The sequence below is a fragment of the Kitasatospora sp. NPDC028055 genome (assembly GCF_040637885.1).
In the GTDB taxonomy this organism is placed as follows: domain Bacteria; phylum Actinomycetota; class Actinomycetes; order Streptomycetales; family Streptomycetaceae; genus Kitasatospora.
Genome location: NZ_JBEZXE010000010.1, coordinates 57,151 through 77,611 on the forward strand (window position 1 = coordinate 57,151; position 20,461 = coordinate 77,611).

Sequence of the window (20,461 nt, forward strand, 5' to 3'; positions counted from 1 at the left end):
CCACCACCCCACCACCGAACCACCGACCCGGACGACAAGGAGGCCGACGTGGACCAGCTGGGCACGCTGGCGGAGACGTTCTTCAACTGGGAATCGATGCGCTCCGCGCTCTCCGACCTGCTCACCACCGGCGTGCCCAACACGCTGATCCTCGCGGTGACTTCGGCCGTCATCGGCACCGTCCTGGGGCTGCTGCTGGCGGTGGCCGGCATCGCCCGGACCCGCTGGCTGCGCTGGCCGGCCCGGGTCTACACCGATGTGTTCCGCGGTCTTCCGGCCGCGGTCACCATCCTGCTGATCGGCGTGGGGCTGGCCCCGCAGGGGATGGAGATCTGGGGGCCGGACCCCTACCCGCTCGGGGTCCTCGCACTGTCCCTGATCGCCGCCGCCTACTTCGGGGAGATCTTCCGCTCCGGGATCCAGAGCGTGGAGGCGGGCCAGTTCGAGGCGGCGCGCGCGCTCGGCTTCTCGTACGCGGCGGCGATGCGGCTGATCATCCTCCCGCTCGGCGTCCGGCGGGTGCTGCCGGCCTGGGTGAACCAGCTCATCGCGCTGATCAAGGACTCCAGCCTGATCTACTTCCTCGGCCTGACGGCCGATCAGCGCGACCTCTTCCGGATCGGCCAGGACTCCGCCGCCACCACCGGCAACGAGTCCGCGCTGGTGCTCGCCGGCCTGTTCTACCTCCTGCTCACCGTGCCGCTGACGCACCTGGTCAACGTGATCGACCGGCGGCTTCGCAACGGGCGCGGCACACCGTCGGCCGCCGCCTCCCGCTCCGAGGCCCGGCCCGCGCCCGAGTCCACCCCCGTCCCCGAAGGAGCGGCACGTGTCTGACCACCGCCCCACCTCCACCACGGCCAGCGCCACGGCCGCCGCCACCACCACCACCGCCACCCGCACGCAGTTCTCCCCGGTCAGCCTGGCCACCCGGGACCTCCACCTGTCGCTGGGCGGCACCCCGATCCTGCGCGGCGTGGACCTCGACGTCCCCGAGGGGCACACCCTCTCCGTGATCGGCCCGTCCGGCTCCGGCAAGTCCACCCTGCTGCGCACGATCAACCGCCTGCTGGAGCCCGACCGCGGCGACGTCCTGCTGGACGGCGAGAGCGTCCTGCACCGCGACCCCGACCTGCTGCGCCGACAGGTCGGCATGGTCTTCCAGCAGTTCAACCTCTTCCCGCACCTGAGCGTCCTGCGCAACCTCACCCTCCCGCTCCGCAAGCTCAGGGGCCTCTCCCGTGAGGAGGCGACCGGGACCGCCCTGCGCCAACTCGACCTGGTCGGCCTGCGGCACAAGGCCGACGTGCGCCCCGCCCGGCTGTCCGGCGGGCAGCAGCAGCGGGTGGCGATCGCCCGCGCGCTGGCCATGGAGCCCCAGGTGATGCTCTTCGACGAGGCGACCTCGGCCCTGGACCCGGAACTCGTCAAGGGCGTCCTGTCGCTGATGGCCGACCTCGGCCGCGCGGGCATGACCATGGTGGTGGTCACCCACGAGATGGGCTTCGCCCGCTCGGTCTCCGACAGCGTCGCCTTCATGGACGGCGGGGTGGTGGTCGAGTCCGGCCCTCCCGGGGCGGTCTTCGACGCACCGCGCAGCCCGCGCCTGCGGCAGTTCCTCGCGGACGTGCTCTGACCCCGGCCCCGGCCGTTGACAGTGCCACGCCGGACTCCTAGCGTGGCGCAGTCGATTACCCGTGAGTAGGGAACGTTGATGGCCGAGCCCCGCCCGTACGACCTCGTCCTGTTCGGTGCCACCGGGTTCACCGGCGGGCTCACCGCCGAGTACCTGGCCCGGGCCGCGCCCGAGGGCTGCCGCTGGGCCCTCGCCGGCCGGGACGAGCGCAGGCTCGCCGCCGTCCGGGCGCGGCTGGCGCGGATCGACCCGCGCTGCGCCGACCTCCCGCTGCTGGTGGCCGACGCCGCCGACCACCGGGCCCTGCGCGAGGTGGCCGCCTCGGCCCGGGTGGTGGTGTCCACCGTCGGCCCCTACCTGCGGCACGGCGAACCACTGGTGGCGGCCTGCGCGGACACCGGCACCGACTACGTGGACCTCACCGGCGAGCCGGAGTTCGTCGACCGGATGTACCTCCACCACCACGAGCGGGCGGTGGCCACCGGCGCCCGGCTGGTGCACGCCTGCGGCTTCGACTCGGTGCCGCACGACCTCGGCGTGCTCTTCACCGTCGACGAACTGGTCCGCCGCGGCGGCCCGGTGGCCCGGCTCTCCGTGGAGGGCTTCGTCCGGGTCGGCGGCACCGTCTCCGGCGGCACCTTCGCCTCCGCGCTGACGGCCCTCTCCCGGCCGCGGGCCATGGCCCGGGCCGCCCGCGCCCGCCGTGCCGTCGAGCCCCGGCCGAAGGGCCGACTGGTCCGCACCCCCACCGGCCGACCGCACCACTCCCGGGCGGCCCGCGCCTGGGCCGTGCCGATGCCCACGATCGACCCCCAGGTGGTGTCCCGCTCCGCCGCCGCACTGGACGAGTACGGCCCGGACTTCGGCTACACCCACTACGCGGCCGTCCGCCGGCTACCGGTCGCCCTGGCCGGCCTCACCGCCGTCGCGGCCCTCGCCCTGGCCGCCCAACTCCCCACCCTGCGCCACGCCCTGGAGCGGCTGCGCAAACCCGGCGACGGCCCGGGCCCCGAGCAGCGGGCCCGCTCCTGGTTCGCCGTCCGCTTCGCCGCCCGGGCCCAGGACGGCCGAACCCTCCTCACCGAGGTCACCGGCGGCGACCCCGGCTACCAGGAGACCGCCAAGATGCTCGCCGAGTCCGCCCTCTGCCTCGCCTACGACGACCTCCCCCCACGGGCCGGCCAACTCACCACGGCGGTCGCCATGGGCCGCCCCCTGATCGACCGCCTCACCGCGGCGGGCCTCTCCTTCCGCGTCCTCCCCACCCCACCCCGCACCGCCCCGGGCCGCTGACTCCGTCACGGGCTCACGCGCACGACGCCGACCCAACCGCCCCCAGCCCGCCCGACACCGCGCAACGACCGCGCGATTCGGCCGGGCTCAGCGGTGCTCGGGGTTCTCGAAGTCGAAGCGGCAGCCCGCGTCCCACTCCGAGCGCTGGTTGCCGTGCGCCGGGATGCCCCCGGCGTCCTTGAGCATCCGGGCCAGGTGGAGCTGGTTCCAGGTCATGAAGGTGGTGTTGCGGTTGGTGAAGTCGTTCTCCGGCCCGCCGGACCCGGCGTCCAGGTACGACGGCCCCGGCCCCGCCTCGCCCACCCAGCCCGCATCGGCCTGCGGCGGGATCGTGTATCCGAGGTGCTGGAGGCTGTACAGGACGTTCATCGCACAGTGCTTCGCGCCGTCCTCGTTGCCCGTGATCAGACAGCCGCCGACCCGACCGTAGTAGGCGTACTGCCCGTGCTCGTTCAGGATCGACGAGCACGCATACAGCCGCTCGATCACCCGCTTCATCACGGAGGAGTTGTCCCCCAGCCACACAGGTCCGGCAAGCGTGAGAATGTCCGCGGCCATGACCTGCGAGTAGATGACCGGCCACTCGTCGGTCTCCCAGCCGTGCTCGGTCATGTCCGGCCAGACGCCCGTCGCGATGTCGATGTCCACGGCCCTGAGTACCTCGACCTGCACACCCTGGCGCTCCATGATGCCGGTGCTGACGTCGATCAGGCCCTGGGTGTGGCTGCGCTCCGGGGAGCGCTTGAGGGTGCAGTTGATCACCAGGGCGCGCAGGTCGGCGTACGAGGTCGTCGGGTCCGGCACGGGGGCTCCTTCGGGCGGTCCGGGAGGCCGGTCGGTGGCGGGCTCCCCGCACAGCTCACCAGGCCGGGTCGGCTGGCGCGCGCGGGGCTGGGCCGGTTGCCTGACGGACTCGGGGCGGAAGTCGCCACCCCTGTTCGGGCGAGCGGTCGGCCAGTAGCATGAACTCGCCTTCCACCGTGGCTCCGAGGGGACGAGTGACCGCCGTGATCACGCTCACCGCAAGCAGGACTCCCGTCGACGTCGTGGACATCGACGTGGACGTCGACCTCGCCCTGGCCGGGGACTGCGGCCCGGAGCTCGTGCACCTCGCGGACCCGGCTGACCTCGCGGACACGGTGGAGCCCACGCCGCAGGTCACCCAGATGGATCCGCTGCCGCCGCAGGTCATCCAGATGGCTCCGCTGCCCCCGCAGGTCGTCCAGATGTACGTGCAGCTCGACCCCCCGCTGCTGGTGGACGCGGCGACGCCGCAGCTCACCCCCGTGGCCGCCGGGGCCGCCGACGCCCCCGACACGGTCTGAGGCCAGCCCCGCGCGCATGGACGTCGACTCCCCCTCCGCCCACCGCTACCGCCGCCCCTTCGACCGGTTCCCGTCCCGGCGCGAGCACCAGGAGCGGTGGGCGGAACTGACCCGTGCGATCGCCGCCGCCGGCCCTCCCGGCGGTGAATCCAGCGGCGCCAGGGGCGAGTTGACGGTGCTCGGCTCGGGCATCGAGGCGGCCGGGTTCACCCGGGCCGACGAGCGCCTGCTCCGCGAGGCCGACCACGTCTTCCACTGCGTGGCGGACCCGGCCACCGTGGTCCGGATCAACGCCTGGCGCCCGGACGCCTACGACCTCGGTGTCCTCTACGACGACGCCAAGGACCGCTACCTGACGTACGTCCAGATGTCCGAAGCCGTCCTGCACTTCGTCCGCGCGGGGCGCCGGGTGGCCGCGGTCTTCTACGGCCACCCGGGCATCTTCGTGCTCTCCTCCCACCGCGCCGTACGGATCGCCCGCCGGGAGGGGCACCGTGCCGTGATGCGGCCCGGCATCAGCGCCCTGGACGTGCTCTGCGCCGACCTCGGGGTGGACCCGAGCACCCCCGGCATGCAGACCTTCGAGGCCTCCGACCTGCTGATCCGCGGCCGGCGCATCGACCCGGGCCTGCACCTGGTGCTCTGGCAGGTCGGCATCGTCGGTGAACTCGACTACCGGCGCGCCGGGTTCACCAACCGGCACCTGCCCGTGCTGCTGGACCGGCTGGAGGAGGTCTACGGACCGGACCACACCGTGGTCAACTACGTCGGCGCCCGCTACCGCGGCCTCGAACCCGTCACCGCCGAGCACACCGTCGCCGCCCTGCGCGACCCGACCGTGCAGCGCACCGTCACCAGCGCCTCCACCTGGTACCTGGCCCCCACCGCCGCCGCACCGGCCGACCCGCAGGTGCTGCGCCGCCTCGGACTGCTCCAGCCCGGCCAGACCGTCCGCCCGCCCGACGGGCCGCTGCGCACCATCGACGAGTACGGCCCGCGGGAACTCACCGCCCTCGACGGCTTCGCCGACTTCCGCATCCCGGCCGCGTACCACTGGCAGGAGGACACGGCCGGCGCCCGCTTCGTCCTCGCCCTCGGCGAGGACAGCGCCCTGCGCGAACGCTACGTCCGCGAGCCCGCGGCCGCCGTCGCCGACTGGGCACCACCGGAGCTCGGCGCGGCCGAACGCGCCCTGCTGTCCCGGCGCGAGGACCTCGCCCTCCAGGCCGCCGCCCGCGGCGTACGGCACCGGCCCGCCCCGGAGGCCGCACGACGGCTGCGCACCCTGCTGACCCGCAAGTCCGAGGCACGCGCACTGCTGCGGGACGGCATCACGGGCTGGCCGTCGCTCCGCCAGGACCTGGACTCCGTCCTGGCCGACGCCCTCTACCCCTGGACGGGCCTGTACGGCACGCCGGACGGCGAGCTGTCCGTCTACGTCCTGGGCCGCGCGACCGACCCGCCCCGGCACCGGGTCCACGTCGACGGCCGCCGGATCGCCGACCCGCGCTACGAGCGCGGCGTGCTGCGCTGGCGCGAGCCGGACGGCAGTGGCGGCGAGCTGCGCACCGAATTCGGCCGGGACGGGCGGCGCCGACTCGTCGGAACCGTCAGCGCTGCCGGTACCACTGAGGCAGCAGGCTCCGTCGCGCGCACTGTCTGCCTGACGGAGTACCCGCTGCCGGAGACCCCGCCGCTCGCCGACCTGGTGGGTGCTTACCAGGCCGAGGGCGTGCGGGTGGACGTGGTGTCCGACGCGCCCGGCGCGCTCCCGCGCCTGCACGTCACCGTCGACGGCGAAGCCGTCACCGCGGCGGTGCTGCTCGGCCCGACGGGCTTCGAGGTGGACGCGGTCACCGTCCCCTTCGACCGGCCGCTGCCGGACGTCCCGCCCTGTCTGTACGGGGACTACCGGCTGCGGCTGCCGTCCCGTCCGGACGCCGGTGCCCTGCTGCGGATCGCGGCGGACGGGGTCACCCTCGACGGACGGCCCGTGCTCAAGGCCGAGTCGAGCGGTCGGCGCCTCGGCTGGCAGGACGGCCCGGCCCCGGTGCCCGGCGCCGAGCTCACCCTGCTGCTCGACCCGATCACCCTGCACCCGATGCTGCACGGCACCGGCCGGACCGCGGACGGCACACCCTTCCCACTGGTCGGCATGGTCCCGGTCGAGGCCGAGGCAGCCCAACGGCTCGCCGCCCGGCCCCGGTTCGGCATCCCGCCCGGCCCCTGGGCCCACCTGACCGCCCTCGCCACCGAGGCCAGCCAGGACGGCGGGCTGTTCTGGTGGCACGGCTGGGAACAGTCGGCCACCGCCCTACGGACCGTCCACCAGGCCCTGTGGGCGAGCGGGCGGTAGACGCACCGCACCGGACGGCCCGTATAACCCCAGGTCAGGGAGGGGACGGCGGCCGATGGTACGGACTCGGTAAGGAGCGCGCGCGGACCGTTGGCGCGCCCCCTGCCGCTGGCTAGACTCGCGCGGCCGACCGGGCATCCCGTGCGGCCGACCGACCGGGCATCCCGAGCGGCCGACCGGGTGCCGACTCCCGTTCGGCACCGGAGCAGGGCAGCACAGCGCAGCACCACCCAGGACACCAGGCACCTCCCGCCGACGACCATGGGGGTCTCCATGCAGTTCCGCACCAGGGCACCGCTCGCCACCGCGACCGCAGCGCTCCTCCTCGCCGCCGTCGTCGCCGGTACCCCTACCCCGGCCGGTGCGGCCGCGGCCGGCACGAACCCGCCCGACGCCTCGCCCGGCGCACCGCTCGCCGTGATCTCACCCGGCGATCCGTACGCTTCCTGCGACCTCGGCGCGGACGGCGACGGCACCAACTACCCGGGCGCGGAGGAGGAACCGTACGCCGCCGCCAACCCGCTGGACCCGGCGAACACGATCACCATCTACCAGCAGGACCGCTGGTCCAACGGCGGTGCCCGGGGCCTGAGCTCCAGCTACACCACGGACGGCGTGCACTTCACCCAGACCGCCCTGCCCTTCACCCACTGCGCGCCGGGCGGACTGGCCTACCAGCGGGCCTCCGACGGCTGGGTGAGCTTCGGCCCCGACGGCACCGCGTACGCCAGCGCCCTGGTCTTCGACGCCACCACGGCGCGCAGCGCGGTGGCCGCCGCCACCTCCACCGACGGCGGGCGCAGCTGGCAGCACGTCACCGAGCTGATCAGCGACGACGACCCGGCGATCACCGACGACAAGAACGCCGTCACCGCCGACCCCGTGCACCCGGGCGTGGCCTACCAGGTCTGGGACCGGGTGGACCAGGCCGCCGGCCCGACCCCGGTCTTCGACGGGCCGGGCTACCTGTCCGTCACCCGGGACCACGGCCGGACCTGGTCCCCGGCGAAACCCTTCGTGACCACCGCCACGACGCCGAACACCCAGACCATCGGCAACCAGATCGTGGTCGACCCGCGCACGGACACGCTGTACGACTTCTTCGACTGGATCACCTTCACCGACGCGACCGCCACCACCGTCAGCGACGTGCACTTCGGCATGGTCAGCTCCACCGACCAGGGCCGCACCTGGAGCCGGCCGGTCCGGGTCGCCGCCGACACCTCCGTCCCCGAGGTCCACCCGAACGCGCCCGCCGACGCCACCAAGTCCCTCCGGGCCGGCGCCGGTCTGCCCAGCGTGGCGATCGACCCGCAGACCGGTGAGCTGTACCTCGCCTACGAGGGCTCGGAGTCCGCCGGCGGCAGGTACGACGCCATCCAACTCGTGCACTCCACGGACGGCGGCCGGACCTGGAGCGGCCCGACCCGGCTCAACCAGGCCCCGGGCGCACCGGCGTTCACCCCGTCCATCACCGTGACGGCCGACGGCACCGTGGCCGTCAGCTACTACGACCTGCGCTACCTCACCCCGGGCGACACCTCCACGCTGCCCACCGCCGCCTGGCTGCTCAGCTTCCCTCGCGGCGGCGAGAACAGTCCGGTCGAGCGGCAGATCTCGCCGGTCTTCGACTGGCTCCAGGCGCCGTACGCCGGGGGCCACTTCCTCGGCGACTACCAGGCCCTGATCGCCGACGGCCGCCTGGTCCGCCCGGTGCTGGTGACCGCCAACAGCGGCGCCCCGCTGAACTCCACCGACGTGTACAGCGGCCGCTTCCGGCCGGACACCCTGCGCAGCCCGGGCGCGTCCGCACCGACCACCCAGGCGGCGCACACCGGCGCGCGCACCGGGGCGCCCGCCGTCGGCCTGCGCGCCGTGCAACACCTGCGGCGCTGACCCGACCGGCGGCCGCCGGCGCGGAAGCGCTCCGCGCCGACGGCTGCTCGGCCTCGAACGCTCAGGTCCGAGCCGCGCCGGCGGCCCGGTCAGGGCCGGTGCAGCGCGTCCGTGAGGTGACCCGCCGCCTCGATGACGGCCTGGGACAGGCGCGCACCCGGGTGCCGGCTGAGCCGTTCGATCGGCCCCGAGACGGAGACCGCGGCCACCACCCGGCCGGCCGGGCCGCGCACCGGCGCGGAGACGGAGGCGACGCCGGGCTCGCGCTCGCCGATCGACTGGGCCCAGCCCCGGCGCCGCACCCCGCTGAGCGCGGTGGCGGTGAACCGGGCACCCTGGAGCCCGCGGTGGAGCCGCTCGGGCTCCTCCCAGGCCAGCAGGACCTGGGCGGCGGACCCGACCTTCATCGGCAGGGCGAGGCCGACCGGCACGGTGTCCCGCAGGCCGAAGAGGCGTTCTGCGGCCGCCACGCAGATCCGGACCTCGCCCTGCCGGCGGTACAGCTGGGCGGTCTCGCCGGTGACGTCGCGCAGGTGGGTGAGGACGGTGCCGGCCGCGGCGAGCAGGCGGTCCTCACCGGCCGCCGCCGAGAGTTCGGCAAGCCTCGGGCCGAGGACGAACCGGCCCTGGAGGTCCCGGCCGAGCAGCCGGTGGTGCTCCAGTGCGACGGCGATCCGGTGGGCGGTCGGCCGGGCCAGGCCGGTGGCGTCGACCAGCCCGGCCAAGGTGGCCGGGCCGGCCTCCAAGGTGCCGAGGATCGAGGTGATCTTGTCGAGCACGCCGACGCCGCTCGTGTTCTCCATGGACGGGTACTCCAGTCTCAGATCCCGTGAGCGACGGGTGGGTACGGCTCACGGGCGCTCCGTTGGGGTGGGAGCGGGGTGGTCAGCGGGGACAGGCCTGCGGGGACAGCAGATCGCCTGCGCCGAGCACGAAACGGGTACGCGAAAGGGCCGGGGCGGGAAGCGCCCGGGCGAAGGACAGCACTGAGAGCACCGTGTCTCCTCATCTTCCCCGCGCCACGTTGGCGACAGGCCGGAGTTGGCACTGACCCCGGACGGCACGGCGCGTACTTCGGACGCCGGGTCGAACGGGGAGTTGCCGGGGCTTCGTAGGGCCGGTCCCTCCACCCCTCTGGATGATTCGCGAAGAACCATACAAGATTTCCCGGGCGCCCCGCCAAGCCTTTCCCGAACACCCCGCCCCCGGAGCCCGTCGGGGTCCTTGACCACGGATTATTTAGATTTCTAAACTATTTCCATGACTGCGACCCCGGCGACCTCAGCACCCCAGAAGAAGCCGCTCAGGTTCAGGATCGGCATCGCGCTCCTCATCCTGAGTGCCCTGACCTACGTGGCCGTCCTCGTCATCCTCTTCCTCCCGCTGGACTCCGGCACCAAGGCCGCCGCCTTCGGCGGGACACTCGTGGTCGCCGAGACGAGCGCCCTCATCGGCATGGCCGGCGTCGGCAAGGAAGCCATCCGGGCGGTCAGGTCCCGCCTGGGGCTCCGGAGGCGCAGCCGCGCCGCCGAGCAGCCGCCGACCGCGGAGTGACGAGCCCGATGGACACCGGCGAAAGACCCGACGGTGCCGACCTGCACGCCCGCAGTGCCCGACTCAACCAGCTCTTCGCGGACCTGCGGCTCCTGTCGGAACGACACGGGCCCCGCTACGACGAGTTCGGGCTCACCGCCCAACAGCACCTCGTGCTCGGGCAGATCGTGGCCGACCCGGACGTCACCCCCAAGGACCTGGCCGAGCGCCTGGGCGTGTCCAAGGGCGCCGTCAGCCAGCACCTGGCGCGCCTGGAGAAGGACGGCTACCTCTCCCGGCAGCGCAGCCCCCGGGACGGACGCGTCCACGTCTTCCGCCTGGAGGCCCTCGGCACGGCCTACCGACAGACCGTGCTCCGGTACGAGCGGGAGCTCCACGCCGCCTACGTCGCGAAGCTCTCGGCCACGGACATGGCGGAGATCGAGTCCGCACTCGGGAAGTTGAGACGGGTCTTCGAGGAGTGACGCCACCCGCCCCGGACGCCACTCGTGAGCGATCTCAAGTGATCGCTGCCTCACCGTGCGGCGGCTGCCGACCGGCCGCACTGCCCGACTGCGGTGATCGGCGACGGCCAGGCCACGGGAGAATAGGAGGGTGACCAGCACTCAGCCGATCCCCCGGGGCCTCACCGCCCTCATCCCCGACGCCCGCACCAGGGCCACGCCCGGCGAGCGGGCCGCCTCCCAGCTCCTCCACCTGCGCGAGGCGACGGTGCCCGTGCCGGTCCTCGCCGCGGCCGCCGAGCTGATCACCCCGCTGTTGAAGGACGAGGACCCGGCGACCCGCGCGGCCGCCACCGCCGTCCACACCCGCCTGCTGGCGGCCATCCAGGAGGCCACCCCCGGGCGATAGCCCGCCAGGACGGGGAGAGGCCGGGTCCTTGGCGGCGGACTCGCGCGAGACGCAACCGTCAGGTTGCACCTGGCAGTGCGACGTGCAACTCTGGAGTTGCACCCACTGTCCGCGATGGAAGGAGCCCCCCATGAGCGAGGACCGGATCGAACGCGAGACCCTGATCGAGGCGCCCCTGGAGCGGGTCTGGTCCCTGGTGGCCGAGCCCGGTTTCTGGGTCGCCGACAAGGCGAGCCTGCCCGGCACCGTGGCCAGGGAGGGCGAGGAACTGGTGGCCAGGAACCCGGAGTACGGCGACTTCCCGGTGCGCGTGGAGAAGGTCGAGCCGCCGACCTACCTGGCCTACCGCTGGGCCAGCGCGTTCCCCGGGGAGGAGCTGCGCGAGGACAACAGCACCCTCGTCGAGTTCACCCTGACCCCGGAGGACGGCAGGACGCGGCTGCGCGTGGTCGAGAGCGGCTTCGCGGCACTGGCCGGGTCCGAGGAACTGCGCGGCAAGGCGGTCGAGGACAACACCGGCGGCTGGCGCCAGGAGCTCGACGCGCTCAGGACGCGCGCCGAACAGCCCGCCGCGTGACCGACCAACCCCACGGCGCCGTCGAAGCGGTCGACACCGTGCTCGCGGCCCTGGCCGACCCGACGCGGCGCCGGCTGCTCGAACTGATCGCCGCGCAGGGCGAGGCCACGGCGACGACGCTCGCCCGGCACCTTCCCGTCTCGCGCCAGGCCGTGGTCAAGCACCTCGCCGTCCTGGACGCCGCCGGACTGGTGAGCAGCGGCCGCGTCGGGCGCGAGGTGCGCTACACGGTGCGGCCCGCGGCGCTCGACACCACGGCGCGTTGGATGGCTTCGCTCGCCGCCGACTGGGACCGCAGACTGGCGCACATCAAGCACGTCGCCGAGGCGGCGGAGCGGGAGTCGCGAACCGGTCGTGACGATGCGTCACGTCCACCGGAACAACCCCACGGAGGAACCTGACCAGGTCGACCGCCTGACGGCACGCCCCGGGTCCGGCCGGTCGGTCGCCAAGCCGCCGACCGACCGGCCGTCCACCTGCCCGTCGACCCCTCCGTTCGTCAATGCACCGAACGGGAGCTTCACCTTTCGGGGTGGTTAGGTCTCGCTTTTCCGTAGGTAGTCGAACCGACCCTTCTCCGAGCGCCTGGTACGAATACGGAGCGACAGAAGATCCGGTACGGGCGGGGGAGTTGACAGGGATGCGGGCGAGGACGGGGATCACGAGGGCAGAGGCCACGACGGCGAGGACCACGACAGCGGGGACCACGACGGCGAGGGCCACGACGACGGTCGCCGTGGCCGGGGTGGAGTTCGGCTGGGGCAGCTCGGGGAAGTTGAGCGCGGTGCTGTCCGCCCTCCGGGCCCGCGGCGGCGAGCGGCTGAGATTCATCGGCCTGGCCTCCGGGCTGGGCAGACAGCTGCTCGCCGAACAGCCGGTGGAGCGCTGGTTCGACCTCCCGGACGAGCGGTCCGGCCAGGAACTGGGCCGGATCGTCCAGGCGCAGCGCGTTCAGGCGGCACTGGTGGTGCTGGACGGCGGGCTGGCCAACGCGCTGCAAGCCTGCGGGGTGCCGGTGGTGTTCGTGGACAGCCTGCCGTTCCTCTGGACGGACGGCGACCGGCCCGACCTCCCGCTGGACGCCGAGGTGTACTGCGCCCAGCGGTGCGTGGAACTGCCGCCGGAGGGCGCCGGGGTGCTGGCCGACGTGCACCGGCTCCGCTGGGTGGACGCCGTGATCGCCGACGGCGGCGCCGCCCGCGGCAGCCCTCCCACGCCGCACCCCCGGCGCGCCCTGCTCAACCTCGGCGGGCTGCGCGCGCCCCACCTCGCGGACTGGGCGAGCTATCCCCAGCTCGTCCTGCCCGCCGCACTGGAGGCACTGACCGCGAGCGGGGTCACCGAGGTGCACATCGCGGGCAACCTGCCGGCCTGGCTGGCCGCGCAACTGGTCGACTCCTGCGCCCACCCGCCCGTCACCACCGTCGGCGCCCTCCGCCACCAGGAGTTCCTGCACCGCCTCGCCGACTGCGACGTACTGCTCACCTCCCCCGGGCTGACCACCCTCCTGGAGGCCGGGCAACTCGGCACCCCGACGCTCTGCCTGCCGCCGCAGAACCTCAGCCAGATCTTCAACGGCCGCTTCCACAGCCGGGCGCTCGGCACCGACGTCCGCCTCCGTTGGCACCAGGAGGTGTTCGACGAGGAGGAGGCACTGGCCCTGCGCGCCCACGGCGAGCGCAAGGCCCTCGACCTGATCCACGGCGGCATCGCCCGCGCCGCCGACCTCGGCCGCCACCGTACAGCCGCAGCCGTACGGCAGGGCCTGGTCGAGAAGCTCAAACGGCTGGCCGACGGGGCTGCCGCGGCTCCACCCGGCCCGGACTGGACGGCGTTGACGAGCGCGGTCGGCACCGCCGGTGCGGCCCAGGTCGCCGACGTCCTGCTGCGGCTCCTGGCCGACTCCCCGGGAGCCGACCAGCCGCTCCACTGACCAGGCCGACTCGGCGGCCCAGCCGACGGCAGACCCAGCGGCCGGCCCGGCGGATCACTCCGACGGAGGGCTGCTGCGTGTCCCCGGGCTGGTCGAGGCCGTTCTCAGCCACGGTGCCGGCGACGCGCTGCCCGCCCCGGCAGGCTGGGCACAGCACGTCGGGACAGCGGCATGCGCGCTGACCCCCCTCCAGCACCCGCGCTTGCGGCCCTGCTCCCGACATCCCCGAGATTTCCGAGACTTCCGAGGTCCTCATGATGACGTCCACCGGCCCGCCCTTCCGGCCGGTCACATCCGCCCGGTTCACCACCACCGTCCAACGACTCCTCGACCGGTCCGAGGCGCCGTCCGGCCCGCGGCGCCTCCTCCTCCCGCTGCTCGCCGTCCTCGCCGTGCTCCTGTCGGTGGGCGCCGCACCACCCGGCCGCGCCCCCGCCGACCCGACCCGCACCCCCGGTGCCCCCACCTACACCGTGGAGTTGAGCAGCGACGCCACGGGTGCGCACTGGCGCGGCCACGAGCGGATCGTCTTCACCAACACCTCACCGGAACCCCTGCACGAGGTGTACCTGCGGCTCTGGGACAACTTCCGCGGCGGCTGCGCGACCCCGTCCGTCCGGGTGACCGGTCTGGACGGCAGCCCGGAGGTCGACTGCACCGCCCTGCGCGTCCCGCTGGCCCGCCCGCTGCCCCGGGGCGCTTGCGACACGGTCGAGTTCGACCTCGGCATCGACGTCCCCGACGGCCTCGACCGCTTCGGCCGGGACGGCGCGTTCAGCTTCATCGGCAACGCCCTGCCCGTCCTCGCCGTCCGCGACGGGGCGGGCTGGCACCTGGACCGGTACAGCGAGCTCGGCGAGTCGTTCTACGGCCTCGCCTCCGACTTCTCCGTCACCCTCGACCACCCCACCGAGGTCCTGGTGCCCGCCACCGGAACCGCCGTCGACACCCCTGGCGGACCGGGCCGCACGGTCACCCGGATCGGCGCCCGGCAGGTCCGCGAATTCGCCTGGGCCGCTGGGCCGTTCCACCGGATCGAGGGCCGGTCCGGCGACGGCGTCCGGGTCGCCGTCTACTCGGTCAGCAGTGTCACCGCCGCAGACGCCCGCGCGATGCTGGACCTCTCCCTGCGGACCATCGACGACCACTCCGCCCGCTACGGCCCCTACCCGTACGGGGACGTCGCCACCGTCCTCGACGACGCCTTCGGGTTCGGCGGCATGGAGTACCCGGCCTTCGTCCTCGACCGGATCCGCCCCTCCGCCGTCATCCACGAGCTGGCGCACCAGTGGTGGTACGGCATCGTCGGTGACGACCAGTACCGCGCGCCCTGGCTGGACGAGTCCTTCGCCGAGTACGCCATGGACGTCGAGCTGGGCCGGACGAAGGAGGGCTGCACCGCCGCAACTCCCTTCCGGAGCCCGGCCGAACGCCTCACCAACCCAATGAGCTACTGGGATGCCCACCCCGACCGCTACGAGGCGGTCATCTACGACCGCGGCTCCTGCGCCCTGCACGAACTGAGCCGGCTGATCGGCACGGACACGATGTCCGCGCTGCTGCACGACTACGCCCGCGCCCACTGGTTCGGCGTCTCCACCACCGCCGAGTTCAAGGCCGCCGCCCAGGCCGCGACGTCCGTCGACCTGACGCCCTTCTGGAAGGAGCACCGCATCGACTGATCCCCGACCCACGCCGGACCAGCTCTCCCTCCACGCCGGACCAGCTCGCCCTCCACGCCCGACCGCCCCCCAGCGGCACCGTCAGAGCCCCCACCAGCTGCGTTAATCGGTGGCCCTCCCGTCCCGGCGGCTCCTACAGTTGCCGCCGGATCAAGGACGTTCAGGGAGCCCAGCATGCGTGTGCACTACCCCCGGACGCCGCATCTCCCCTGGTCACCGGGGGCTGCGGCGGACGACGTACGGACCGGGGACCTCTCCGGCCTGGCCGGGGCGGAGGTCGTGGTCACCGAGAAGCTGGACGGCGAGAACACCACCCTCTACCCCGACGGCCTGCACGCCCGCTCGCTGGACTCCGCCCACCACCCCTCCCGTGCCTGGGTCAAGGGCCTGCAGAACCGGGTCGGCGCCCGCATCCCGGACGGCTGGCGGATCTGCGGCGAGAACCTGTTCGCCCGGCACTCCATCCCGTACACCGACCTGGACAGCTGGTTCTACGGCTTCTCGGTCTGGACGGACCGGGACGAGTGCCTCGACTGGGACGCCACCGTGCGCTTCCTGCGCCGCCTCGGCATCCCCACCCCCCGGGTGCTCTGGCGCGGCCGCTTCGACGAACGGGCCCTGCGCACCCTGCGGCTGGACCTCGACCGCCAGGAGGGCTACGTGGTCCGGACCGTCCGGGGGTTCCCCCGGGGCGAGTTCGGCGCGCGGGTCGCCAAGTGGGTCCGGCCGCAGCACGTACGGACCGACACCCACTGGATGCACGCCGCCGTGGTGGAGAACGGCCTCGGCCCCGATGCCCCACTCTGGGACATCCGGTCCGGCCGACTGCCCGAACTCCCGCTGCTGGCCGAGGCCTTGGACCTTCCCGAACTCACCGCAGCGCCCACACCCGACACCCCGACCGAACCCGGCGCCCCGCCCGCACCCGGAGACCCAACCACCCCCGGCACCCCGCCCGGCCCCGACCGCCGGTCGGAGGAGCTGGCCGACGTCTCCGCCCGCCTCGACGAGCTCGGTCGCATCGGCGACGCCCGACTGGCCGGCGTGCTGGCCACCGCGCTGCGCTCCGCCCGCCGGGAGTCGCTCGCGCCCCGGCTCGCCGACCGCCTGGGCCTGCCCCTGGCCCGCCGGGTCGCCGACCTGGTCGGGCTGCACCCCGGCCTCCAGCAGCCGTACCCGGACACCGAACGCCGCGCCGGGCTGGTCCGACTCGCAAGCGCCGCCGACCTCGGCGTGCTGCACGCGGTGGCCGCGGCCGCAGCCCCCGGGCCCGCCGAGCGCGAGCAGGTCGCCTGGTCGGCCCTGCACGCCGAGGACGCCGGACTGCTCGAGCCCGACCCGCTGGCCTGGCTGCGCACCGGCCTGCGCGAGGCCCTCGCCGACCTCACCGCCGAGAATCCCGACGGCCCGGGCGGCCGCGACGCCGCCGACCGCTGCTGGGCCCAGGCCCGCGAGGCCTACGCGCTCGGCCGGATCAGCACCGTCGAGGAGGCGGTGGCCGCCACCTGGCGCTGGCGCGACGGCCGCTTCCCCCGGCTGGTCCACCTGAGCGGCCCGTCCGGCAGTGGAAAGAGCACCTTCGCGGCCGCCCTGCCCGACGTCTCGGCCCGGATCAGCCTGGACGACCTGCGCGCCGCCCGCGGCGCGCGGGCCGACCAGCGCAACAACCCCGAGGTGCTGCGCACCGCGCTGGCACGGTTGGACTCCGCCCTGGCCGACCGGGCCGCCACCGTGGTCTGGGACGCCACCTCGCTCAACCGCGAGCAGCGCTCCCACGTCCACGGCACCGCCCGGCGCCGCGACGCCCTGCTCACCCAGGTGGTGCTGCTGGTCGGCGAGCAGGAACTGCTGCGCCGCAACGCCGTACGCCCGCACCCGGTGCCGCCCGAGGTGCTCTCCGCCCAGCTGCACCGCTTCAACCCGCCCTACCCCGGGCAGGCGCACCGCACGTGGTACCTCGGCCCCGGTGGCACCGTGGAGGACACGGCGGGCACGCTCTACTCCGAGGAGGACTGATGCGCCCCATCGAACAGGTCTGCCAGCGGATCCGCTGGGACGCCCGCTTCGACCCGGCCCGGTTCACCCTGGGCGTGCGCCAGCGCGACGACCGCACCGAGCGCGTCCCGCTGGAGGCCTTCCTGGCCTCCGGCGAGATCCCCTGGCACCGGGTGCACCAGGTCGAGGCCGACGGCGTCGTGGTGTGGGACCGCGCCACCGGCGCGGACGTCCTCGACACCACCGAGGCCGGCCACCGCGCCGAACCGCGCCACCTGCCCGCGCCCTTCTTCACCGCCACCACCCCGTACGCCTGGCGGCCGGACGGCGGCTGGCAGCCCCACCACACCGCAGCGGGCACCCCGGGCGGAGCCGGCACCGCCACCACCACCTCCACCGCCGGCACCACCTCCACCACCCGCACCCTGCGCGTGGTCACCTGGAACACCCTGTGGGACCGCTACGACGCCGACCGGATCGCCACCGCCCGCCGCCGACCGCTGCTGCTCGCCGAACTGGCCGCCGCCGACGCCGACGTCATCGCGCTCCAGGAGGTCGAGCCCGCCCTGGTCGTCCAGCTGCTGGCCGAGCCCTGGGTCCGCGAGCGCTACGTCCTCGGCACCGACCCGTCCGGTCGCGACGTGCCCGAGTACGGCCTGCTGGTACTCAGCCGTCTCCCCGTCCTGGAGGCCGGCCGGCACGCGCTGGGCTCGCACAAGGCCGTCACGGCCGTCACCGTCCGCACCGCCGACGCGCCGCTGACCGTCGCCGCCGTCCACCTCAGCAGTGACCACTCGACGGACGGCCCCGCCCGCCGCCAGGCCGAACTCGCCCGGCTGGCCGAGGGCCTGGCCGGTGTCGAGGGCGAACTGCTGCTGCTCGGCGACTTCAACGACGCCCGCTCCGGCCCGGCCGGCCCGGCCGCCGCACTCGGCCTCCGGGACGCCTGGGCCCAGGTGCACGGCCCGGGCGACGACACCCCCACCTTCGACCCGACGGTCAACCCGCTCGCCGCCGTCTCCTCCCTCACCGGCCACCCGGGCCGGATCGACCGCGTCCTGTACCGCGCCGACCGGGCCCGCGCCACCGCCGCCACCCTGCTCGGCGACCGGCCCACCGCCGACGGCCTCCACCCCTCCGACCACTACGGCGTGGCCGTCGACCTCGCCCTCGACGGTGCCGCCTCCCCGGACTCCCCCGGCGGTGCCGCCTCCCCGGACTCCCTCGACGCCGCGCCCACCGTCCGGACGGCCGTCGCCTGGCTGCCACCCGAGGAGCTGTGGCCACCCATCCAGGAGCTGCGCGCCGCGTACGACCCACAGCTGCGCCGCTGGCCCCCGCACGTCAACCTGCTGTTCGGCTTCGTACCGGAGTCCGAGTTCGACCGCGCGCTGCCGCTGCTCGGCGCGGCCGCCGCCGAGGTGGCCCCGTTCACCGCCCGGCTGGAGGGCGTGCACACCTTCGGCCACCGCGAGGACGCGACGATCTGGCTGGACCCGGCCGCCACCGCGGCCGAACCCTGGGCGGCGCTGCGGCACGCCCTGCAACGCCGCTTCCCCCGCTGCCGGGGCCGCGCCGAGGGTTACACCCCGCACCTGAGCCTCGGGCGCAGCGACGACCCCCAGCGGGTGGCCGCCGACTGCGCAGCCCGGTTGCGCGGGACGGACGCCCGGGTGGGCGAGCTGGTGGTGCTGTCCCGCCGGGGAGAGGAGCCGATGCGCCCGCGCGCGGTGGTCTCGCTGGGGACGGGCGAGGTACGGGTGCTGCCGGCGGAGCCGACGATGTCGCTCCACCCCGAGTCCCCGCAACGCACCGCCGTCGCGGACGAGTTGACCCACCGACTGGCCGCCGCGCTGCCCGAGGGGGTGGTCCACCAGGTCGGCTCGCGGCGGCTCGGCTGTCAGCTGGACGGCGGCGACCTGGACCTGGTGGCGGCGCTGCCCGGCCCGGCCGACCTGCCCGGAGTGCTGGCCCGGGTGATGGCCCGGGTGGCGGCCGCCCTGCCGCAGGCCCGTCGGCTCCGCGAGGTGCGCGGCGCCCGGGTGCCGGGGCTGCGACTGGAGGCGGACGGGCTGACCGTCGACCTCGTCGTGGTGTTCACCGGCACCCTCGACCCCACCGAGGCGGTCGCCCGGCGCGCCGAGCTGGGCGAGGCGGCGGCCGTCGCGCTGAGCGCGGTCACCGACGCCGAGGCGATCCTCTCCGCGCTCGGCGGGCAACGGCCGCGGTTCGTCCGGCTGGCGCGGCAGGTCAAGTCCTGGGCCCGGGCTCGCGGCCTGGACGGCGCGCCGTTCGGTCAACTGCCTTCGCTGGCCTGGTCGGTGCTCGCCGCGCGGACCGTCCTCGACCTGCCGGACGCTCCCGAGGACGACCTGTTCCAGCGCTTCACCGAAACCTGGGCCTCCTGGGACTGGCGCCAACCCGTCGCCCTCACCGGGGAGTCCGGCTCCGGGGAGTCCGGCTCCGGGGAGTCCGGCTCCGAACCGGCCCGGGGTCTGCTGGGCCCGCTGGGCCCGCTGACCGTCCTCACCCCCTCCGCCCCCGTCCGCAGCTGCACCACCCAGGTCGGACCGGACACCCGGGACCAGCTCACCGAGGAGCTCTACCGCGCCTGGGAGCTCACCACCAGCGATCCCGACCCCTGGCACGCCCTGCTCACCCCGCCCCCGCTGCACCGTCGCCACGCCGCCTGGGCCGTGGTCTCCGCCGACGAGGAGTCCGCCGGCCCCGCGCGCGGCCGCCTCCGCAGCCTCCTCACCGCCCTGGAGGAGGCCGGCGCCACCCGGCTCCACGCCTGGCCCCAGCCCTACCGAAGCCGCGACGGCCGCACCCACTTCCCGATCGGCCTCGGCCCCGCACCGCTCCCCCGCGCCGAGCTCGCCGCGGTGGCCGCGGCCTGGTCCCGCGGGCTGTCCGGCGTCCGGGTCGAGCACGTCGAGTGCGGCGCCGTCCCGACCCTCACCCGCTGACCCGGAACCGGGGAACTGCCACACCTGGAGACGACCGAACCCGCCCGGCGGATGTCCGCCGGGCGGGCCCGTCAGCAGCCTCGGACGATCAACAGCTGTGCGCCGAGGCGGGGCGCGAGGCCGCGATGTACGGCTTGCCGCTGATGTGCGCGACGACGTCGGCCGGGCAGGACGCGATCCAGGCGGCGCCCGTGGCGTGGTTCTTGACCTTGGCGTCGCTGCAGTACACGTCGCGGTCGGCGGTCTTGAAGCACTGGAAGCCGGGGTAGCCGCCGCCCGCCGCCGTGGCGGTGTTGACGCCGGCGAACAGGCCGACCGCGGTGAGCAGGGCGACGGGCAGAGCGGTACGCATCCTCATGGGTTCTCCCATTGGTTCGTACGGACAGTGCGCCG

At 74.5% G+C, this 20,461-nt stretch carries 18 protein-coding genes and 1 riboswitch; of the genes, 15 read left to right on the plus strand and 3 right to left on the minus strand.

Annotated elements, in window-relative coordinates; genetic code table 11:
- The first annotated feature begins 48 nt into the window (after positions 1 to 48).
- From AB0F71_RS13965 to AB0F71_RS13975, 3 genes are all read left to right on the plus strand, one after another.
- Positions 49 to 837, plus strand: coding sequence for an amino acid ABC transporter permease (locus AB0F71_RS13965; RefSeq protein ID WP_360232520.1), 789 nt, complete (start codon positions 49 to 51; stop codon positions 835 to 837).
- Positions 838 to 922: 85 nt separating this feature from the next.
- The gene (locus tag AB0F71_RS13970; protein ID WP_360232875.1) at positions 923 to 1,636 is read left to right on the plus strand and encodes an amino acid ABC transporter ATP-binding protein; all 714 of its coding nucleotides are present in this window, start codon (positions 923 to 925) and stop codon (positions 1,634 to 1,636) included.
- A gap of 78 nt (positions 1,637 to 1,714) precedes the next feature.
- Positions 1,715 to 2,929, plus strand: a complete 1,215-nt coding sequence (locus AB0F71_RS13975) for a saccharopine dehydrogenase NADP-binding domain-containing protein (protein ID WP_360232523.1) — start codon at positions 1,715 to 1,717, stop codon at positions 2,927 to 2,929.
- An 87-nt stretch (positions 2,930 to 3,016) separates the two neighbouring features.
- Here the strand turns inward: AB0F71_RS13975 and AB0F71_RS13980 are convergent, their stop codons facing one another.
- The gene (locus AB0F71_RS13980) at positions 3,017 to 3,733 is read right to left on the minus strand and encodes a flavodoxin family protein (protein ID WP_360232526.1); all 717 of its coding nucleotides are present in this window, start codon (positions 3,731 to 3,733) and stop codon (positions 3,017 to 3,019) included.
- Between the two features lie 194 nt (positions 3,734 to 3,927).
- On the opposite strand from AB0F71_RS13980, the gene AB0F71_RS13985 reads away from it, so the two are divergent.
- The 3 genes from AB0F71_RS13985 (at position 3,928) to AB0F71_RS13995 (ending at position 8,506) form a co-directional block, all read left to right on the plus strand.
- Positions 3,928 to 4,254, plus strand: a complete 327-nt coding sequence (locus AB0F71_RS13985) for a hypothetical protein (protein WP_360232529.1) — start codon at positions 3,928 to 3,930, stop codon at positions 4,252 to 4,254.
- 16 nt (positions 4,255 to 4,270) lie between these two features.
- Positions 4,271 to 6,610 (plus strand): SAM-dependent methyltransferase, encoded by a 2,340-nt coding sequence (locus tag AB0F71_RS13990; RefSeq protein ID WP_360232532.1) that lies wholly within the window; start codon positions 4,271 to 4,273, stop codon positions 6,608 to 6,610.
- A gap of 273 nt (positions 6,611 to 6,883) precedes the next feature.
- A complete protein-coding gene (locus AB0F71_RS13995) occupies positions 6,884 to 8,506 on the plus strand; it encodes a sialidase family protein (protein WP_360232535.1) in 1,623 nt (540 codons plus the stop codon).
- A gap of 89 nt (positions 8,507 to 8,595) precedes the next feature.
- Here the strand turns inward: AB0F71_RS13995 and AB0F71_RS14000 are convergent, their stop codons facing one another.
- Positions 8,596 to 9,309, minus strand: a complete 714-nt coding sequence (locus AB0F71_RS14000) for an IclR family transcriptional regulator (protein WP_360232538.1) — start codon at positions 9,307 to 9,309, stop codon at positions 8,596 to 8,598.
- Between the two features lie 199 nt (positions 9,310 to 9,508).
- A riboswitch (SAM riboswitch) is annotated at positions 9,509 to 9,651 on the minus strand.
- Positions 9,652 to 9,766: 115 nt separating this feature from the next.
- On the opposite strand from AB0F71_RS14000, the gene AB0F71_RS14005 reads away from it, so the two are divergent.
- From AB0F71_RS14005 to AB0F71_RS14045, 9 genes are all read left to right on the plus strand, one after another.
- On the plus strand, positions 9,767 to 10,060 hold the full coding sequence (locus tag AB0F71_RS14005; protein ID WP_360232541.1) for a transporter suffix domain-containing protein: 294 nt from the start codon (positions 9,767 to 9,769) through the stop codon (positions 10,058 to 10,060).
- Between the two features lie 8 nt (positions 10,061 to 10,068).
- Entirely contained in the window at positions 10,069 to 10,524 is a 456-nt protein-coding gene (locus AB0F71_RS14010) for a MarR family transcriptional regulator (protein ID WP_360232544.1), read from the plus strand.
- Between the two features lie 130 nt (positions 10,525 to 10,654).
- The gene (locus AB0F71_RS14015; RefSeq protein WP_360232547.1) at positions 10,655 to 10,912 is read left to right on the plus strand and encodes a hypothetical protein; all 258 of its coding nucleotides are present in this window, start codon (positions 10,655 to 10,657) and stop codon (positions 10,910 to 10,912) included.
- Positions 10,913 to 11,042: 130 nt separating this feature from the next.
- Positions 11,043 to 11,489 (plus strand): SRPBCC domain-containing protein, encoded by a 447-nt coding sequence (locus tag AB0F71_RS14020; protein WP_360232550.1) that lies wholly within the window; start codon positions 11,043 to 11,045, stop codon positions 11,487 to 11,489.
- Positions 11,486 to 11,890: a metalloregulator ArsR/SmtB family transcription factor gene (locus tag AB0F71_RS14025; protein ID WP_360232553.1), complete on the plus strand. Its 405-nt coding sequence runs from the start codon at positions 11,486 to 11,488 to the stop codon at positions 11,888 to 11,890. The genes AB0F71_RS14020 and AB0F71_RS14025 overlap by 4 nt, the downstream gene beginning before the upstream one ends.
- A 335-nt stretch (positions 11,891 to 12,225) precedes the next feature.
- Positions 12,226 to 13,422, plus strand: a complete 1,197-nt coding sequence (locus AB0F71_RS14030; protein ID WP_360232556.1) for a hydroxymethylcytosylglucuronate/cytosylglucuronate synthase — start codon at positions 12,226 to 12,228, stop codon at positions 13,420 to 13,422.
- 254 nt (positions 13,423 to 13,676) lie between these two features.
- The gene (locus AB0F71_RS14035; protein WP_360232558.1) at positions 13,677 to 15,104 is read left to right on the plus strand and encodes a M1 family metallopeptidase; all 1,428 of its coding nucleotides are present in this window, start codon (positions 13,677 to 13,679) and stop codon (positions 15,102 to 15,104) included.
- Positions 15,105 to 15,278: 174 nt separating this feature from the next.
- Positions 15,279 to 17,120, plus strand: coding sequence for an RNA ligase family protein (locus tag AB0F71_RS14040; protein WP_360232561.1), 1,842 nt, complete (start codon positions 15,279 to 15,281; stop codon positions 17,118 to 17,120).
- Positions 17,120 to 20,068 carry a poly(A) polymerase gene (locus AB0F71_RS14045; RefSeq protein WP_360232564.1) on the plus strand — a complete coding sequence of 983 codons (2,949 nt, stop codon included), beginning with the start codon at positions 17,120 to 17,122 and terminating at the stop codon, positions 20,066 to 20,068. The genes AB0F71_RS14040 and AB0F71_RS14045 overlap by 1 nt, the downstream gene beginning before the upstream one ends.
- A gap of 88 nt (positions 20,069 to 20,156) precedes the next feature.
- Here AB0F71_RS14045 and AB0F71_RS14050 read toward each other — a convergent pair whose 3' ends face one another.
- Positions 20,157 to 20,426 carry a hypothetical protein gene (locus AB0F71_RS14050; RefSeq protein WP_360232567.1) on the minus strand — a complete coding sequence of 90 codons (270 nt, stop codon included), beginning with the start codon at positions 20,424 to 20,426 and terminating at the stop codon, positions 20,157 to 20,159.
- Positions 20,427 to 20,461 lie beyond the last annotated feature (35 nt).